This is a genomic window from Verrucomicrobiia bacterium, from assembly GCA_019634625.1.
Classification (GTDB): Bacteria; Verrucomicrobiota; Verrucomicrobiia; order Limisphaerales; family CAIMTB01; genus CAIMTB01.
Map to the genome: position 1 here is coordinate 92,829 of JAHCBA010000005.1, position 16,316 is coordinate 109,144.

Annotated in this window: 11 protein-coding genes and 1 pseudogene; 6 read left to right on the top strand and 6 right to left on the bottom strand. The window is 66.2% G+C overall.

The annotated features are described in order from the left end of the window. Positions 1-55: 55 nt before the first annotated feature. The 5 genes from KF833_04570 to KF833_04590 all read right to left on the bottom strand — a co-directional run bounded on the left by KF833_04570 (position 56) and on the right by KF833_04590 (position 7,110). The gene (locus KF833_04570) at positions 56-838 is read right to left on the bottom strand and encodes a hypothetical protein (protein ID MBX3744561.1); all 783 of its coding nucleotides are present in this window, start codon (positions 836-838) and stop codon (positions 56-58) included. A gap of 266 nt (positions 839-1,104) precedes the next feature. Further along, positions 1,105-1,761: a response regulator transcription factor gene (locus tag KF833_04575; protein MBX3744562.1), complete on the bottom strand. Its 657-nt coding sequence runs from the start codon at positions 1,759-1,761 to the stop codon at positions 1,105-1,107. Continuing rightward, positions 1,758-5,027: a hypothetical protein gene (locus KF833_04580; protein ID MBX3744563.1), complete on the bottom strand. Its 3,270-nt coding sequence runs from the start codon at positions 5,025-5,027 to the stop codon at positions 1,758-1,760. The genes KF833_04575 and KF833_04580 overlap by 4 nt, the downstream gene beginning before the upstream one ends. A 363-nt stretch (positions 5,028-5,390) precedes the next feature. Beyond that, positions 5,391-5,753, bottom strand: a complete 363-nt coding sequence (locus tag KF833_04585; GenBank protein ID MBX3744564.1) for a DUF1428 domain-containing protein — start codon at positions 5,751-5,753, stop codon at positions 5,391-5,393. 13 nt (positions 5,754-5,766) lie between these two features. After that, the gene (locus tag KF833_04590) at positions 5,767-7,110 is read right to left on the bottom strand and encodes a PQQ-binding-like beta-propeller repeat protein (protein MBX3744565.1); all 1,344 of its coding nucleotides are present in this window, start codon (positions 7,108-7,110) and stop codon (positions 5,767-5,769) included. A 511-nt stretch (positions 7,111-7,621) separates the two neighbouring features. Between KF833_04590 and KF833_04595 the strand changes: the two are divergent. Together KF833_04595 and KF833_04600 are read left to right on the top strand one after the other, a co-directional pair. Then, positions 7,622-7,810, top strand: a pseudogene (locus KF833_04595) (type II secretion system protein). A gap of 673 nt (positions 7,811-8,483) precedes the next feature. After that, entirely contained in the window at positions 8,484-9,881 is a 1,398-nt protein-coding gene (locus KF833_04600; protein ID MBX3744566.1) for a DUF3179 domain-containing protein, read from the top strand. On the opposite strand, the gene KF833_04605 is transcribed toward KF833_04600, so the two are convergent. After that, positions 9,823-10,398, bottom strand: a complete 576-nt coding sequence (locus tag KF833_04605) for an AAA family ATPase (GenBank protein ID MBX3744567.1) — start codon at positions 10,396-10,398, stop codon at positions 9,823-9,825. The two genes, KF833_04600 and KF833_04605, sit on opposite strands and share 59 nt — an antisense overlap. Positions 10,399-10,705: 307 nt before the next feature. Here KF833_04605 and KF833_04610 point away from each other — a divergent pair, with 307 nt between their 5' ends. The 4 genes from KF833_04610 (at position 10,706) to KF833_04625 (ending at position 16,306) form a co-directional block, all read left to right on the top strand. Continuing rightward, positions 10,706-12,271 carry a cellulase family glycosylhydrolase gene (locus KF833_04610; GenBank protein MBX3744568.1) on the top strand — a complete coding sequence of 522 codons (1,566 nt, stop codon included), beginning with the start codon at positions 10,706-10,708 and terminating at the stop codon, positions 12,269-12,271. A 144-nt stretch (positions 12,272-12,415) separates the two neighbouring features. Continuing rightward, on the top strand, positions 12,416-13,723 hold the full coding sequence (locus tag KF833_04615; protein ID MBX3744569.1) for a TrpB-like pyridoxal phosphate-dependent enzyme: 1,308 nt from the start codon (positions 12,416-12,418) through the stop codon (positions 13,721-13,723). A gap of 255 nt (positions 13,724-13,978) precedes the next feature. Continuing rightward, a complete protein-coding gene (locus tag KF833_04620; protein MBX3744570.1) occupies positions 13,979-14,803 on the top strand; it encodes a helix-turn-helix transcriptional regulator in 825 nt (274 codons plus the stop codon). Positions 14,804-15,040: 237 nt separating this feature from the next. Beyond that, positions 15,041-16,306, top strand: coding sequence for a Na+ dependent nucleoside transporter domain protein (locus KF833_04625; protein MBX3744571.1), 1,266 nt, complete (start codon positions 15,041-15,043; stop codon positions 16,304-16,306). Positions 16,307-16,316: the final 10 nt, after the last annotated feature.

Consider the following 16,316-nt stretch of genomic DNA (forward strand, 5'->3'; position numbering starts at 1 on the left):
GTCAGGGCCGGTCGAAAAGGGTGCGGATTCCGGGAGGGTCCAGAGTTCCGATGACCTATTCCGGAACAACCTCAGCCTTGAAGTAGCCGGGTGTCCCGAACTCCCGAGTCGAGAAGAGGTGATAGAGGGTGTCCCCGGTGCCCACGAACGGGGCCGCGACCGGGCTCCAGTTGGCCAGATCGGGGGAGCGGAGAAGCTGGTAGGTGGTTCCGGGTACGGTGGGCGTCCCGATTTCAATGGCGGTTGCGGAAGTCATCACCCATTCCGCCGGCTCGATCTGGATGGAGTGAACCAGCGTGTCGTAGAAGATGTCCCCGGCGGCATCCACTGCGAAATCGACCCTGTCGCCCTCCTTCAGTCCAACACCAAAGCTGTAGCCGGAACCCGCCGTGTCGCCCCCGCTCACCAGGCGTTCGAACACCTTCCGTCCGTTGATGTACACGGTGAACCGGACGCCATTGCCGCCGGCGGAATGTTTGGCGAGGTGACCAGAGATGCGCACCAGGCCCGTCGTCCCGCTGATCCACCGCCGGATCGCCCAATGTTCCTGAGCGTCCCCGGCATGGGGATGCGCGCTGGTGGCGGTGACTTCGGTCCAGAACGAGCCGATCCTCCAGGCAGGGCTCCCGAGGTTGCCCGGTTCGAAGACAGGGAATGGAGTGAAGTCGTGTTCGGGATCATAACCGGGTGTCGTGTCGGCGGTGACATTGTAGTAGCCGTAATGCCAGTTGTTGGCGCCCTGGACGTTCGAGAATCCGGACACGGAATCCGCAATGGGCTGGGCGGAGGCCGAAGCGCAAAAAAATGCCAGGATCAGTCCGGCAGGGAGGCGTTTCACGGACGCGAGGACGGCAGATCGAGCCTGGGACTCCACGCGGGACAATCGCCAGTCCATGGAGGCGGAAGAGGGTCGGCGACTTCGGACTGGGTGGCTTTCTGGCGAGGTCATTCTTGAAGTGGCGGTGTGTTGGGCCTTCAGGGGCTTGAGAAGCATGCCAGCGGGCCGGGTCGTCCGGGAATACTCCTTGCGGGTGATGCCGGGTGGCCGGCACGACCTCCCGACCCCTCGCGAGGGGTCACGCGGGAAGGTGAGGGCGGATCCGGCTATTCGTCGGGGAGGGGTGGAAGACCCTGAACCTTGAGCACCGCCTCGCGCATCGAGTTCACACCCAGTTTCCGGTAGATGTGGCTGCAGTGCTTCTTGACGGTGTTGATCTCGATGCCGAGTTCCAGGGCGATCTCGCCCTGTTGTTTGCCTCGGGAACCGTGACGGAGCACGTCCCATTCACGGGGAGTGAGGCCGTGATCGCCGGGGGGAACCGCCAGGAGGTACCGCTGCGCCAGGTTCCAGAGCCGGCAGGCGACGGAAGGGCTCATGGCCGGTGCACGGTCCGCGAGGACATCCTCCAACCCGGCGATCAGATGAGCCTTTTCGCGCTTCACGATGTATCCGCAGGCTCCGGCATGGATGGCGCGCGAGATGGCGGTGTCGTTTTCAACGACCGTGAGCATGACCACCCGGGCTCCGGGCAACGCCCGTTTGAGCGGCGCAATGAGTTTGATGCCGTCATCGTCGGCGCCGAGGACGATGTCCAACAGGATGATGTCCGGTTTCGCATCGGGGATGCGTTCGAGGGCGTCCTCGGCGCTGCCGCAGTCGGCGACGACCGACCATCCGTCCCGGGCATCGAGGGTGGACCGCAGCAGGCTCCGCAACGGGTCGGAGTCTTCGACCAGGGCGATTCGAACCTGGCGACTCATCGGGATCCGAACGCCTTCGGATTGGGGAGGCTCATGGGCACGACAAGCCGGACCTCGACGCCGCAACCCGGCCGGGAGCGGATTTCGCAGTGACCGCCGAGTTCGGCACAACGGGTTCGGAGGTTCCGAAGGCCGCGTCCCCGGACGAACGACTGCCCGGAGGAGGGAACGCCGGGCTCGCCATCGAACCCGCATCCGTTGTCTTCGATGGACAGTTCGAGCAAACCTTCCCGGACTCGCAACCGGATGGAGACATGGGTGGCGTGGGCGTGCTGGACGACATTGCGAAGGGCTTCCTTGAACATGCCGGCGACATCCCGACGCAGATGGACGGCCACCGGGACATCGGGCAGATCGGGCGGGATGTCCGCCTTCAGGGTCAGTCCGGCGGCGCCGAGGAACCGGCTGGCATGGTCGATGATGAATCCGGCCAGGCTGGGGAGGGTATCGTGTTCCGGATGGACGGCCCAGATCAGGTCACCGAGTTCGCCCAGGGACTCGCGAACGTGATGCTCAACGCCGGTCCCGCCGGTAAAGGCCGCCGCCGTCAGTCGTGAACCGAGATGATCGTGCAAATCGCGGGCGATCCGCGCGCGCTCGGTTTCCAGGGCATGCCGGCGCTCGGCATCGAGGCGGCGGCGCTGGCGGCGCAACCGCCAGATCACCGCAGCCGCGGTGCCTCCGAACAGGCCCAACCCACAAGTGAGGTAAAAGGGCCGGCTCTCCCATAAGAAGGGAGTCAGGCGGAACGCCACCACGGCGTCGTCCTCGCTCCAGCGGCCCTCGTGATTCCGCGCCTGAACCCGGAAGCGGTACCGGCCCGGTCGGAGGTTCGCATAGCTCGCACGGCGGACGGAGCCGGCCTCGATCCAATCGGGATCGTGGCCATCCAGCCGGTAGCGGAGGAGCACGCGCTCGGGCGAATGCAGACTGGTGGCGGTAAAGCGAAACTCGAGGTGGCGTCCCTGCCCGGAACGAAGATCGATCGCCGCTTCGGCCCCACGCGCGGCCTCCGGGCGGGGTAACCGGTCCGCGACGGAGTGGAACGGAGCAAGGTTCAGGATCTCCCCATCCGCGATCGCACTTTCGATATGGACCTGGGGCGGTGGGGCGGTGGGGCATTCGGAAGGATCCACCACCACCAGGGACCCATCCTTCGAGAACCACAGGCGACCGTCGCTGCCTTTGATACACGTTTGAGCGCCGACCCGGCCCCGGAGGGTCGCGACGCCATCCGCGGTTCCGAAGATGGCGACGGCAGGCTGACGCGCGGGTTCCCGCAACCAAAGCCTCAGTTCGTCCAGCGCAACCCGGACCACGCCCGCATCGCAACTCATCCACAGGCGTCCGGAATCGTCTTCGAGGATGCCGTGAATGGCCAGTTGAGGAAGGCCGGACTCCGGACCGAACCGTGCGAACTCGCCCATCGCGAACCGTTGCAGACCCTGCCGCGTCCCCAGCCAGAGTTCTCCTTCTTCCGTGGCATGCAGGGCGATCACGGCGGTGTCGCCCCGGTCGAACGGTTCCGTCAGGCCCTCGATGCGGCCGGTGGGGTCGAGCCGGTACAGTCCGCCCTGGGTTCCGATCCAGAGGTTGGTCCGGCGGTCCTCGATGAACGCATGGATCCCCGGGAACTCGAAATCACCCATCGGCACGGCCCGGGTCGCGTCGGCGGCAAGAAAAAGACGATTCGAAGTGCCAAGCCAGAGCCCGCCCGAACGGCTGGCGTGCAGCGCCCGCAACTCGCCCAGTTCCTGAAAGCGGCGCGGAAACGGGTCCCCGGGTTCCGATTCAGGGGATTGCAGCGGCAACCGAAAGAGCCCGCCAGAACTGTGACTCGCCCAAGTGCCATCGGACGAACCGGCCAACACGAGCGGGTACTGGAGCAGCCGGGTGCGCACGTTGAAGAGGCGTTGCGTGTCGAGGATGGCTAACTCCTGGCCCGACCAGCGTCCGAAGAAGTAAAGACCCCCGAGCCAGAGGGCTCCTGCCGGATCCTCCGCCAAGGAAAAATGGCCCCGGGTTGACGGTCCATCGAACGACAGGACCGCAAAAGGCAGGGCACGCACCCGGGCGAGACCGTCCCAGCCACCCGCCCAGACCGCACCGTCGCGATCCACCCAGATGCACAGTTTGATTCCCATCATCGGGCCGACGGGGACGGGGAGAATCCTCCCTTGTTCCTCCACCAGTCGAAACAAGCTGCCAAGATGATCGACATAGTCGGACCCGTTGGTGGCCCAGATGTTGCCCTGACCATCCTCCGCGAGGCCAATGCTGGTACGTACCTCCCGGATATCGAGGCGAACGGGCGATGCATCCGGTGAGTTCAGCAGCGCGATGCCATGAGTGGAGGCAATCCACAGGCGCTGCCGGCGGTCGAGGAGCAACCCGAGAACGTCGATGGGCGCCGCTCTCGTTCTCAAGTCGGAATGGGTCCAGGCCCGAAGAACCTGGCGCGACGCCGTGTCGTAATAGGTCACCGAACCGGGCGTGCCGAGCCACACTCTGCCGTCGGCCGCTTCGGCGAGCGACAGGACCCGGCTGACCCCGGGGATCTCCATCCATTGAACGCCGTCGCCCTCCCAAAGACCCAGGCCGCGATCCGCGCCGATCCAGAATCCGCCCGCAGCGCGCCCGGCAATGGCGTTGATCGCTTCGCCCTGCAATTCCATGTCTCCGGGAAACCGGACGAACTGACCTCCTGCGCGGCAGAGGACCCCGTTTCCCGTGCCAATCCACAGCCGGCCCTCCGGGTCCTCGTACAGGCAGCGTCCGATGGATCGATGGTCCCGCAGCTCGGGAGTGTTCCCCGCGTCGAACGTGGTGAAGCGGACGCCGTCGAAGCGCACCAGGGCGCGGACTTTGCCCATCCAGAGGAAACCATCGCGGGTCTGAAGAAGGGAAAGGATCCTGTGAGCGGGCAGTCCGCCTTCCACGTTCCAACGATCGATGACGTATCTGGGCTGCGGCCGCGCCGGCGGGCTGCCTGCCCGTGGATCCCCCCAGAACGCGACTCCGATCCCAGCCGCGGTGCCTTCCTGGACCGGAGATTCATTATCGAACACGACATTGGTGACTCGATTCCCATAGACGACGGAAGTGATGCGGTGTGGCGTCAAGGTCACCATGGGCGCACCGCTGAGTTCGACCGCCATCTGACTGACTCGAAACGGAGGGGATTCCATGAGTCCGACCGATTCGGTCGAGGCAAGCGTCCCGCCCGATGTCAGCAGCATCCCGACACCCAGCCGAAGTCGCATCATCAGACCCGACCTCGTACATGGTGCCGGCATCGGGAACCCTCCCCAACCCTCTCGATGTTCGCGGTCATCCCGGACGCCACCGCAGGACAACCGGCGACCTGACCGGCCGTGAAATGACCCGGGCTCATGGACCTGGATCTCGCGGAATCCATGCCCACGGCTCTACACCGTCCGATTCCTTCAAGCCAAGCCTCTTCAGGCCCCGTGGCAACGGCTCCGATCGCCGGAGGAGAAGTCCCCGACCGCGCCCCATGGAATGCTGCGATCGTTCGCGCTCTCCACAGGCGCATCCGCCGAGGGACCCCCGGGCAATAAGTCGGAGGACTTGTGCGATGCGGGAATCCTCCCCGAACCGTCCACCGGCTAGGCCTCGACGAAGCACTTGAACCCGCCGAAAGCCATCCGCTTGTAGTCGAAGATCGGATGCTCCGGGTCGCACATCGCCTTGATCCGCGGATCGGCCATGATCTTGGCGTTGACCTCGTCGCGATGCTCACGAGAGCGGTACACGATATAGGCCATCACGACCTTCTCGTTCGGCCCGGCACCGGCCATCCTCGGAAACGGGACCATGTCCTGGGCCTCCATGTCGTCACCAATCGCCTCGACGTATTCGAGGGCACCGTGCTCTTTCCAGATCGCGGCCGCCTTGGATGCCGTTTCTCGGTAGACCTCCACTTTGTCGTCGGGCAGCGGGAGGACGAATCCATCGATGTACTTGCTCATGGGTCAACTGGTTTTACTGGGGGTTTGTTGTGGACCCGCGGCCGGCCTCCGGACGGGCGGTGCGCAGGCAGTAAAGGCGGGCCGAGGTGCGGATCAGCAACCGGTCCCCGGCCAGGGCGGGTGTGGCCATGCACATGTCGTCGTCCGCCAGCGTGTTGGTATGGAGCAGTTCGAAGCTGTCGCCGGCACGCAGGACGTAGCAGACGCCGTCTTCGTTGAGGAAGAACACCCGTCCGTTGGCGGCCCAGGGGGAGGAGGTGAAGGCGAAACCCCGGGGCAGACGTTCGCGGTCGTAGAGCAAGCGACCGGTGGCGGCCTCGAAGGCGCTCACCAGCCCGCGATCATACAGGACATGGACCCGGCCATCGTAGTGGAGGGGCGAGGGGTTGTAGGGGCCGCCGACCGGGTTCGACCAGGCGATGAAGGCATTGCGGGTTTCGTCCGGGGTCAGCGTGATGTCGCCCTGGGCGCCGGGGCGGACGGCATACAGCGGGCGGAGCGCGTCGCCCACGTAACCAGAGCTGACGAAGAGCAGTCCGCTGCCGGCGACCGGGGTGGGGATGGCGATGCCGGACATCCCGGAGAACGACCACAACAGCCGGCCCTCGAGATCGTAGCTGCGCACCGCGCCGCTGCCCGGGGTGACCAGTTCCGTGCGCCGGTCGTTCCGCCAGAGGAAGGGTGTCGCCCAGTTGCTCTTTTCGTCGCGGTCCACGCGCCACAATTCGCGTCCGGTGGCGGCTTCGATGGCCAACAGTTCGGCGCGTTCCTCGTTGTCGTTGACCAGGAAGAGGCGACCGCCGTGCAGGACGGGCGACGACGCCGTGCCCCAGCCGTAACGCATCCGGCGCGGTTCCAGTGGCCTGGACCAGGCAGGGTTGCCGTCGGGTGTCAGGGCAAACAGGCCGATGCCACCAAAGAGGGCATACACCCGTTGGCCGTCGGTCACAGGGGTTTCGGCGCCGTAGCTGCTCTTGAGGTGGATGGGGGTGGGGGGCAGGCCGCGGTGAACGGTCCGTTCCCAGGCGATGGCTCCGGTTTCCAGGTCCAGGCAGAGCACCTTCCATTCATGTTCCGACCCGGGTGGTTCTGGTCGGTCCCCGCCGAAATAGAGGCCCTTCCTGGGTTCCTCGGACTCGCCCGAGTTCACCACCGTCGTGACGAACACGCGTGGTCCCCAGACGATGGGTGAAGACCAGCTGCGACCGGGAAGGTCGGTCTTCCACGCCACGTTTTCAGTGGCCGACCAGGTGTCCGGAACCCTGGGGTCGGCGCTGACGCCGGCGCCGTCGGGCCCGCGAAACTGGGGCCAAAGGGCCGTGCCTGGGTCGAGGGCCGGGGCCGGGGCGGTGACCATCCATGACACGATGCAGGCCAGGGCGGTGATCCAGACCCTCCCTGGACGGCGCCGTGGATACGGGACTGGGTGGGGCGGGAAGATGTCCGGTGGCATGAGGGGTTGGGCAGGGCGGAGGGGGCAACTTCTATCAGGGCCGGGATTCGGATACCAGAACCGCGGGCGTGGGCCAATGCCACACTGCGAACTGGCCCGGAGGGCCGTGCATCCCGGAATTGTGGGGAGAGGCGCGAACTTCGCGAAGCATCGCCTCGGAGGGCCGAGTTCCACGAGGCCGCAACGATGGGGTGCGTTGGGCTGAGGACTCGCGGAGCTTGTCCCTCCGATTGGCTGCCTCCTCACCGACATTCCTGCCGGCTGGAAGACAAGGCTTGACCTCCGTTACGCACTAATGTAATCCGAGAACATCAACGCCCGGCAGAAGAAGCGGTTCGCGACGGGATGGTGTTGGGGTGGAGTGGCGAAGTGCGGCGGATCCCGGGCGGTCGTGTGTCATCCGGAATCGACCCTTATGAAGACGAGAACACGGCGTGGATTCACGCTGATCGAGTTGCTGGTGGTGATTGCGATCATTGGGATCCTGGCGAGTTTGTTGTTGCCGGGGTTGAGTCAGGCGAAGGAACGGGCGCACGAGACGACCTGCATCAACAATCTGCGGCAGATCGGAATCGGCATACGCCTGTACATGGAGGATTACCGGTCCCATTACCCGCCTTCGCGCGTCGAGCGTCGGGATCCCGTCACGGGGCGGTTGATACGAACGTATGACGTTCGGTACACGATGGGGGGGGCGATGCAGAAGACGGAGGATCACCCGATGACGATCTATGCGCCGAAGGAGTTGCGTCCCCTGAATCCGTACGTGCCCGCGGAGGCGACATTTGAGTGTCCGCGGGATCGCGGTGTACCGTGGCAGGCGTGCGCGGATTGTCCCGGGATGCCGGACCGGAAGTGGGAGGAGCTGGGTTGCAGTTACAATTACAACGCCGGACAGTTCACCAGGCTCACGGTGGCGGCGACGCGGGAGCCGCAGGAGGATCCGGAGGACGGGATGGCGGGCAAGGCGGAGAACTGGGTTCGCGAGCCATCACGCTATATTTCGATGTATGAGCCGCCGGCGCGGCCGTGGGGATGCGCGGGGGAACCGGCGGTTTGGGTGCAATGGCACCGGGCTCGCGGGGCTTCGACCTACCACGATCCGGTGGTGGCTCCGCCGGCGTTCTATTCGCCGGTGTTGTTCGTGGATGGTCATGTGAAGTTTCACAATTTCACCCGGGCGTTGCGGGACGACCCTCTGTATCCCTACGAGCCGACACGTGACTGGATCTGGTACCGGCCGAAGGACCCGGAGGTTGCGAGCCGTTGAACCGAGCATGGAACAGCAGGTTGAGATTCGATTGCTGGCGCGACTGGTTGGCGCCATGGCGCCGGCCTTCGGGGAGTCGGGAATGGGCGGCCCGGCGATGGCCGGGGTTTTGAGGAGGTCGATGTCGTGCTCATGTGTTTCGTGCGGCATCGAGGTGTCCGGTGAGGACCTGATTGCGGCGGGACCCGGATCGGCGGAAGCGGAGGGGTTGACGGAGAAGCAACGCCGTCTCCAGATGGGCTACTGCGCGCGCCGGGATTGTCCGGCGGTGTATTACCGGGTTCGGTTCCAGGTTTGCGAGGGGGTGGATTGGCCGTCGATCTGGTCCAGGACCGAACGCGAACTGGGGACGTCAGCATCGACGGCAACCAGGGTTTCCGGACCGGCCTGGTGGGTGCGCGGGTGGAATGAAGTTCGCGCCCGGATTTCCAGGCGGCCGTGGGTTGCACTGGGAGGGGTGGCGGGCGTGGCGGTGCTCGCGGTCGTGGGAATGGTGCGATCCGGAATTGCCGTTCCGGGCCTCGTGCCCCGGGGCCGGACGTTCATGGTTGCCAACGCGGGGGGTCAACTGCATCCGGCCAGGGGGCGGGACGCCATTCCGGCGGTGACCGATCCGGTGTTCGCGGCCACGGCACCGAACACGTCGGGACTGGAGGACGACGACTGGGTCATCGGGGTGGTTCGCGGTTCGGAAGCGCGGGCGTATCCACTCTGGATCCTCTCGCAGCGGGAGATTGTGAACGACCGGTTCGGTTCCGAACCGATCTGCGTGACGTATTGTCCATGGTCGGCGTCGGCGGTCGCGTTTGTCGCACGCGTCGGGAGGCGTCGGGCCACGTTTGGCAATGAGGGGGCGGTCTATGAGTGCAACCTGGTGATGTACGACCGGGCGACGGGAAGCCTTTGGCATCAACTGGGCGGAGTGGCGATCGAGGGTTTGCATTCCGGGGTGCGATTGACGGCCGTCCCGGCGCCCGTGCTTCGATGGGGCGATTGGCGGCGGCAACATCCCGCGACCCAGGTGCTGGTCGGGGACGCGCGGCAAGGAAGGTTTTATCGGACCGGACCGATGGAACGTGGCCAGGGACGCTTCCAGGTGGAGTCACCATCGGCACCTGTCAGCCGGGAGGACCCCCGTCTGCCGCCGATGCAGCCGGTGGCGGGTTTCCGGTACGGGGAGCATGCGGTCTGTGTGCCGGTGGAGGTGCTTTCCTGGCTGGAGGGTGAACGCATGGAACTGCCGGGATTCCCGTGGCCGGTGGAGATCCAGTCGGAACGCGGCCGGGTGAAGGTGCACGGGGCGGAGGGAGCACCCGTCGACGTTCCGCTGGTGGAGGCGTACTGGTTCACATGGTACGCCGCGTTTCCTGACAGCATCGTGCTGCCTCCGGCGCCACGGCGTTGACGGCGTCCCGGGGCGGGCGGCAGCCGGCTTTGTCTCTTCCGCGACCGGCCGGGCGATGGAGCGGAGTCATGGCTGCCACAAGGACGGCAAGGGCACGAGCCAGAGTCGATCTCCTGATGGAAGCACCCGGTCGCCCAATCGGAACGATCTCCATCCGCCCGGCCAGCGATTCCGACAATCGCGGCGGGATCATGACGTTGGCGGACGCCGTCAGCAGGAAGCGGCCGGCCACTCGATGCTGGTCCACGGCCAGCTTGATGGCAGGGAACAAGTCCGGGGCTTGCTGGATTTCATCGAGGACGACAGGTCCGGAAAGGTTTCGGATGAACCCGGTCGGATCCGCGGTGGCCAGCGCGAGGGTGGCGGCATCGTCGAGGGTGAAGTAGGTGGCACCGGAACGTTGGCCGATGGCCTGAGCGAGAGTGGTCTTACCGGTCTGGCGGGCCCCGTTGAGGAGGACGACCGGAGTATCGCCCAGGGCGCGCCGGAGGGGCTCATCGATATGTCGCCGGATCACGGACGTTTTTTCACCGGTTCATGGTGAATTTGCAGGACATGGCTTGCGTGAACGGGGATACCCGTGAGTTCTGAAGTTGTCGGTCGAGGTGCGAACTCCGCGAAGCGGCGCTTCGGAGGGCCGAGTTCCACGAGGCCGCAACGGTGTGGAGCGTTGGGTTGAGGACTCGCGGAGCTCGTCCCTCCGATTCGCTGCCTCTTCACCCACAACTCCGGGATGCACCGGGGGCATCTGCGAGTGGATTCATGGCGGGTCGCTTTCGTCACGATTCGCTTTGCGGGTGCCGGTCGATCCTTAGAGTGACCGCATGTCGTCGCGTTGTTTCGCCGTGGTTGGTGCCCTGCTGGCCCTCATCGTTTCGCCGGTGGCGGCTGCCCGGCCGGCTCCGTTGCCGGACGCCTCGTGGGACCGGTTGCCGGAGTGGCGCGGTTTCAACCTGCTCAACCGGTTTCATCGCGACTGGGCCACCCGGCCGTTCGAGGAGGCGGAGTTTCAGCTCCTGGCGCGGCTGGGGTTCAATTTCGTCCGGTTGCCCATCGACTACCGCACTCTGATCGTCGGCACCAACTGGACCGAGTTCTCGTCCGCGGCGCTTGAGGACCTGGACCGCGTCATGGTGTACGGGGAGCGCCACGGCATTCATGTGTGCGTCAATTTCCACCGCATCGCCGGGTTCACTGTCGCGTCGCCGCCCGAACCGCTGGACCTCTTCACCGATCCCGAGGCGCAACGGGTGGCGGCACTGCATTGGTCCACCCTCGCCCGACGGTACGCCGGCCGTCCGAATTCCCACGTCAGCTTCAACCTGTTCAACGAACCCCACGGGGTGTCCGCCCTGGTGTATTCGAATGTCGTGGCCCGTCTCGTTGCCGCCATCCGGGCGGAGGATCCCGAACGCCTGATCATTGCCGACGGACTCGAGTACGGGCGCATGCCCGTCCCCGAACTCATCCCCCTGCGGGTGGCCCAGGCGACCCGCGGTTACGCGCCGTTCGGGCTCACCCATTACCGCGCCAGTTGGGTGACCGGGTCCGATTCCTGGCCGGTTCCCGTCTGGCCCGCCTCGCGTGTCAATCATCACCTGTACGGTTCCATGAAACAGGAATACCAGAGCCCGCTCGTCCTGGCCGGACCTTTCCCGGTGCCCACCCGCCTTCGGGTGCACGTCAACCAGGTCTCCTCACGCGCCCGGCTGGTGGTGCGGGCCGACAACGCCGTTCTGCTCGACAAGCTTTTCGTGCCCGGGGCGGGGGAAGGCGAATGGGCCGAGGTGGTGCATCGACCGGAATGGAACAGCTATCAGAATTTCTACCGGCGGGACTACACCGCCGTGATCCCCGCCGGTTCGGCACGGGTGACCGTTGCCAACACCGACGGCGACTGGCTGACCTTCCGGGAGGTGGGATTGCTTCCCGAACGGCCGGGTGCGGTCGAGGTGGTGCTGCGGCCCGGGAGCATGGATTGGGGCGAACGCCAGGTCGGCACCGTCGAGTATCGGGATGGCGACACGGTGGAACCGTTCCGCTACCCGGAGGCGTTGGGACGCGACTGGCTGTGGCGGGAAACGATCCAGCCCTGGATCGAGCTGCGGGAACGCGGGGTGGGCGTGATGGTGGGGGAGTGGGGTGTGCATCATCAGACCCCGCACCCGGTGGCTCTGGCCTGGATGCGCGACATGCTGGCGAATTATCGCCGGGCCGGCCTGGGCTGGGCCCTGTGGAATTTCGGCGGGAGCTTCGGCCCCCTCGATTCCAACCGGCGCGATGTGGAGTACGAACCCCTGGAAGGGCGGCAAGCCGACCGTGCCATGCTCGATCTGCTGGTGGGTGCGGCCGGGCAGGGAGGCGTGGCCGTTCCTCCATCCCCGCGGTGAGCCCCGGACCGGCGGCGATGAAGGCGGCATGGCGGACCGGTGGGGGCCGGGCGCCGGCAGGGCAAGTTCTGGTGGGGAAATGGCACGGTAGGGCTGGTCAGGGGGGGGCGGCCCTTGAAGGATGAACGGCAAGGCGATGCATCCATGAGTGGCCCCACGCGATTCGACCTGACCCAGGCGGAGATTCCGTCCGCATGGTACAACCTGAACGCCGATTTTCCGGAGCCGTTGCCGCCGCCGTTGCATCCGGGGACGCGGGAGCCGCTGACGCCGGAAGCGATGGAGGGGTTGTTTCCGAGGAATCTGATCGAGCAGGAGATCAGTGCGGAGCGGTGGATCGAGATTCCGGAACCGGTGCGGGAGATCTATGCGCTGTGGCGTCCGACACCGCTGCTTCGGGCGGTGCGGTTCGAGAGGGCGCTGCAGACGCCGGCCCGCATCTATTACAAGTACGAGGGGGTGAGTCCGGCCGGGAGTCACAAGGTGAACACCTCGGTGCCGCAGGCGTACTTCAACAAGCTGGCGGGGACGCGGCGGCTGGCGACCGAGACGGGGGCGGGGCAGTGGGGTTCGTCGCTCGGGTTCGCGTGCCGTCTCTTCGGGCTGGAATGCAATGTGTACATGGTGCGGGTGAGTTACGACAGCAAGCCGTACCGGCGGATGCTGATGCACACGTGGGGCGCGACGGTCCATGCGAGTCCGAGCGGGCAGACGGCGTACGGCCGGCGTTTGCAGGCGGAGGATCCGGACTGTCCGGGCAGCCTGGGCATTGCGATCAGCGAGGCCATCGAGGACGCAACCACCCATCCGCACACGAAGTATTCCCTGGGGAGCGTGTTGAATCACGTGTGTCTGCACCAGACGGTCATCGGGCAGGAGACGCTGCGACAGATGGAGCGTGCCGGGGAGGAGCCCGACGTGATCATCGGGTGCTGCGGGGGCGGGAGCAATTTCGCGGGTCTGGCGTTTCCGTATCTGCGGAGGAAGATCGTGGAGGGGAAGCCGTACCGGGTCATCGGCGTCGAGCCGTCGGCCTGTCCCACCCTGACGCAGGGGGAGTTGCGGTACGATTTCGGGGACACGGCGGAGATGACGCCGTTGATGATGATGCACACCCTGGGACACCGGTTCATGCCGCCATCGATTCATTCGGGGGGACTGCGGTACCACGGGATGGCGCCCATGGTGAGTCACGCGCTGAAGCTGGGTTTGATGGAGGCGGAGGCGTACCAGCAGACCGAGGTGTTCGAGGCGGCCACGTTGTTTGCCCGGAGCGAGGGGCTGGTGCCGGCGCCGGAGTCGGCGCATGCGATTGCCTCGGTGGTGAACGAGGCGAAGCGCTGCCGGGAGTCTGGCGAATCGCGGGTGCTGCTGTTCAACCTGTCCGGTCATGGGCTCCTGGACCTGAGCGCCTACGAGGCGTACCTGGGTGGCGGGTTGACGGACGGGTAACTGTGCCGTGAGGGGTTGTGGGAGAGGCGGCACGAAGGGCGCAAGCGGAAGACAATTTGGGACAAGCGACAGCAAGCGGCGCGGGCGGGGACGGGTTAGAGAGACGGGGTGTGCGCCGACCGTTCGGACTCCGGTGACGGGGAGGAAGGTTGCCGATGGGAATCGGCGGCGTGGGCGCGTGTGGGTCGGGGTTGGTGCCCGTTGTTCGGCGGGTTCCACGAATTGGGCTTCAGTTTCGAGTGGCACGATTTCGAGATGGAACGGGAGGGCCTTGACTGGGCGCCGAGTTTTCATCCGGGAAGCCTCGAGATCTGCCTCAACCTGGCCGGGGACGGAACGGTGGCCGGGGACGGGTCGAGCCTGCGACTGACGCCGGGGACCTGCGGGTTCTACGTGCCCGGGGAAGCGGGGTTGAGGGCGAGGCGCGAGGCGGGAGGGAGACACCAGTTTCTCACGGTGGAACTGGCCCGTCCCTTCCTGCGGACGCGGCTGGCGGCATCGGCGGAGCGGCTGCATCCGGTCGTGCGGGCCCTGGTCGAGGAGGGACCCGGCAAAGTGGGTGTGGGCGGGGTGGAACGGCTCAATCCGCGTCAACTCGAACTCGTGCGGGCCCTGCGCAGTCCGCCGGTGCCGCGGGCGGCGCGACGATTGTGGTACGAGGCGCGGGCGCTGGATGTGCTGGTGGAGTGCTGCTTTGCGCCGGCGGCGGACGAGTTGTTCTGCCAGCGTCAATTGCGTCTGCAGCGGGACCGGGTGGCGGAGGCCATCGGCATCTTGAAACGGAACCTCGCGGAACCGCCGTCGCTCGGGAAACTGGCGCGCGAGGTGGGGGTGAGTCCGTGCTACCTGAGCCGGACTTTTTCGAGGGAGATGGGGGTGTCGCTGAGCCAGTTCCTGCGGCGGTTGCGGCTGGATCGGGCGGCGGAACTGCTGAGGAGCGGGGAATACAACGTGACCGAGGCGGCGTTCGAGGTGGGTTACAACAGCCTGAGCCACTTCAGCGCGGCGTTTCACGAAACCTTCGGGATCTGTCCGGGACTCTATCCGCTCCGTGCGAAACCGGCGGCGAAGGGGAAGTGAGGGGCGGCGGAACGGCATCGTGTCAGCCGTCCGAAAGGCGCGCCCTACCGGGCCGCTGGGATGAGGACTCGCGGAGCTCGTCCCTCCGAAGGGTGAAGCAGGGTGGGGCGGGTGAGCGCTTGCATCGCGGGGTGGGAGGGGGCGAGCCTTGGTCAGGGTTGCACGAGCGGGGGCGATCGGCCGTTGTGATGGGGCCGTGGGGTCGTCCGGGTTTTCGGCACCCGGTTCAGGATCAGGATGCAGAATCTGGTCGCGATTCTCGGGATCCCGGCGTTCATCGGGCTGGCGTGGCTGCTGTCGCTGCGGCGCACGGCGTTTCCATGGCGGACGGTGGTGGCGGGGTTGGCGCTGCAGGGCTGTTTCGCGCTGGTGATTCTGCGGACCGAGGCTGGGTTGTGGGTGTTCGCGTGGACGCAGCGGGCGTTCAACCGGCTGCTGGGGTTCGCCGGGGAGGGGGCGCGGATGGTGTTCGGGCCGTTGGCGGACGGGGAATCGCTGGGCGGCGCCTTCGGTCCGACCCAGGTCCATATCGTGGCGGTGATGGTGACGGCGACGATCATCGTGGTCGCGGCGTTGTCGGCACTGCTTTACCACTGGGGCTGGCTGCAGCGGGTGGTGGCGATGGCGGCGTGGGTGATGCGGCGGCTGATGCGGACCAGTGGGAGCGAGAGTCTGGCGGCGGCGGCGAACATCTTCGTGGGGCAGGCGGAGGCGCCGCTGGTGGTGCGGCCCTATCTGCGTGGGATGACGCGGAGCGAGTTGCTGTCGCTGATGACCGGGGGCATGGCCACCATCGCGGGAGGCGTGGGGGCGGTGTATGTCACGCTCGGGGTGCAGGCGGGCGAGGCGAACATGGCGGGGCACCTGCTGACGGCATCGGTCATGAGCGCGCCGGCGGCGCTGCTTGTCGCCAAGGTCATGCTGCCTGAGATCGAGGCCAGCGAGACGTCGGAGGGGGCGGAGCTGGCGACCGGTCGGGAGGCGGCGAACAGCATCGATGCCCTGTGCCGCGGGGCGGGCGAAGGGATGAAACTGTCGTTGAACGTGCTGGCCATGCTGATCGCGTTTGTCGCCATCGTGGCCCTGGCGAATTTCCTGTTCGGGCTGGCGCAACGGCCGTTGGGCGTGGTCCAGCCGGTGACGCTTCAGCAGGTGCTGGGATGGCTGAATGCGCCGCTGGCGTGGCTGATGGGGGTGCCGTGGAAGGATTGTGTGACGGTGGGATCGGTTCTGGGGGAGCGGGTGATTCTCAACGAGTTTGTGGGGTACACCACCCTGGCGGCCCAACGACCGGAGATCGAGCCGCGCAGTTTCGTGATTGCGACCTACGCCCTGTGCGGATTCGCGAATTTCGGGAGCGTCGCGATCCAGATTGGCGGCATTGGGGCCCTGATTCCGGAACGGCGGGGGGAATTGGCCGCGCTGGGGTTGAGAGCGATGGTGGGCGGGGTTCTGGCATCGTATCTGACCGCGGCGATGGCGGGGCTGCTCTTGGGGGGATGAGTGGGGAGCG

Excerpts from the sequence above, each read along its gene's own strand:
- KF833_04580 (MBX3744563.1), bottom strand. The coding sequence starts at position 5,027 with ATGATGCGACTTCGGCTGGGTGTCGGGATGCTGCTGACATCGGGCGGG.
- KF833_04610 (MBX3744568.1), top strand. The coding sequence starts at position 10,706 with ATGTCGTCGCGTTGTTTCGCCGTGGTTGGTGCCCTGCTGGCCCTCATC.
- KF833_04600 (MBX3744566.1), top strand. The coding sequence starts at position 8,484 with ATGGAACAGCAGGTTGAGATTCGATTGCTGGCGCGACTGGTTGGCGCC.
- KF833_04590 (MBX3744565.1), bottom strand. The coding sequence starts at position 7,110 with ATGGTCACCGCCCCGGCCCCGGCCCTCGACCCAGGCACGGCCCTTTGG.
- KF833_04625 (MBX3744571.1), top strand. The coding sequence starts at position 15,041 with ATGCAGAATCTGGTCGCGATTCTCGGGATCCCGGCGTTCATCGGGCTG.
- KF833_04585 (MBX3744564.1), bottom strand. The coding sequence starts at position 5,753 with ATGAGCAAGTACATCGATGGATTCGTCCTCCCGCTGCCCGACGACAAA.
- KF833_04575 (MBX3744562.1), bottom strand. The coding sequence starts at position 1,761 with ATGAGTCGCCAGGTTCGAATCGCCCTGGTCGAAGACTCCGACCCGTTG.
- KF833_04615 (MBX3744569.1), top strand. The coding sequence starts at position 12,416 with ATGAGTGGCCCCACGCGATTCGACCTGACCCAGGCGGAGATTCCGTCC.
- KF833_04620 (MBX3744570.1), top strand. The coding sequence starts at position 13,979 with ATGGAACGGGAGGGCCTTGACTGGGCGCCGAGTTTTCATCCGGGAAGC.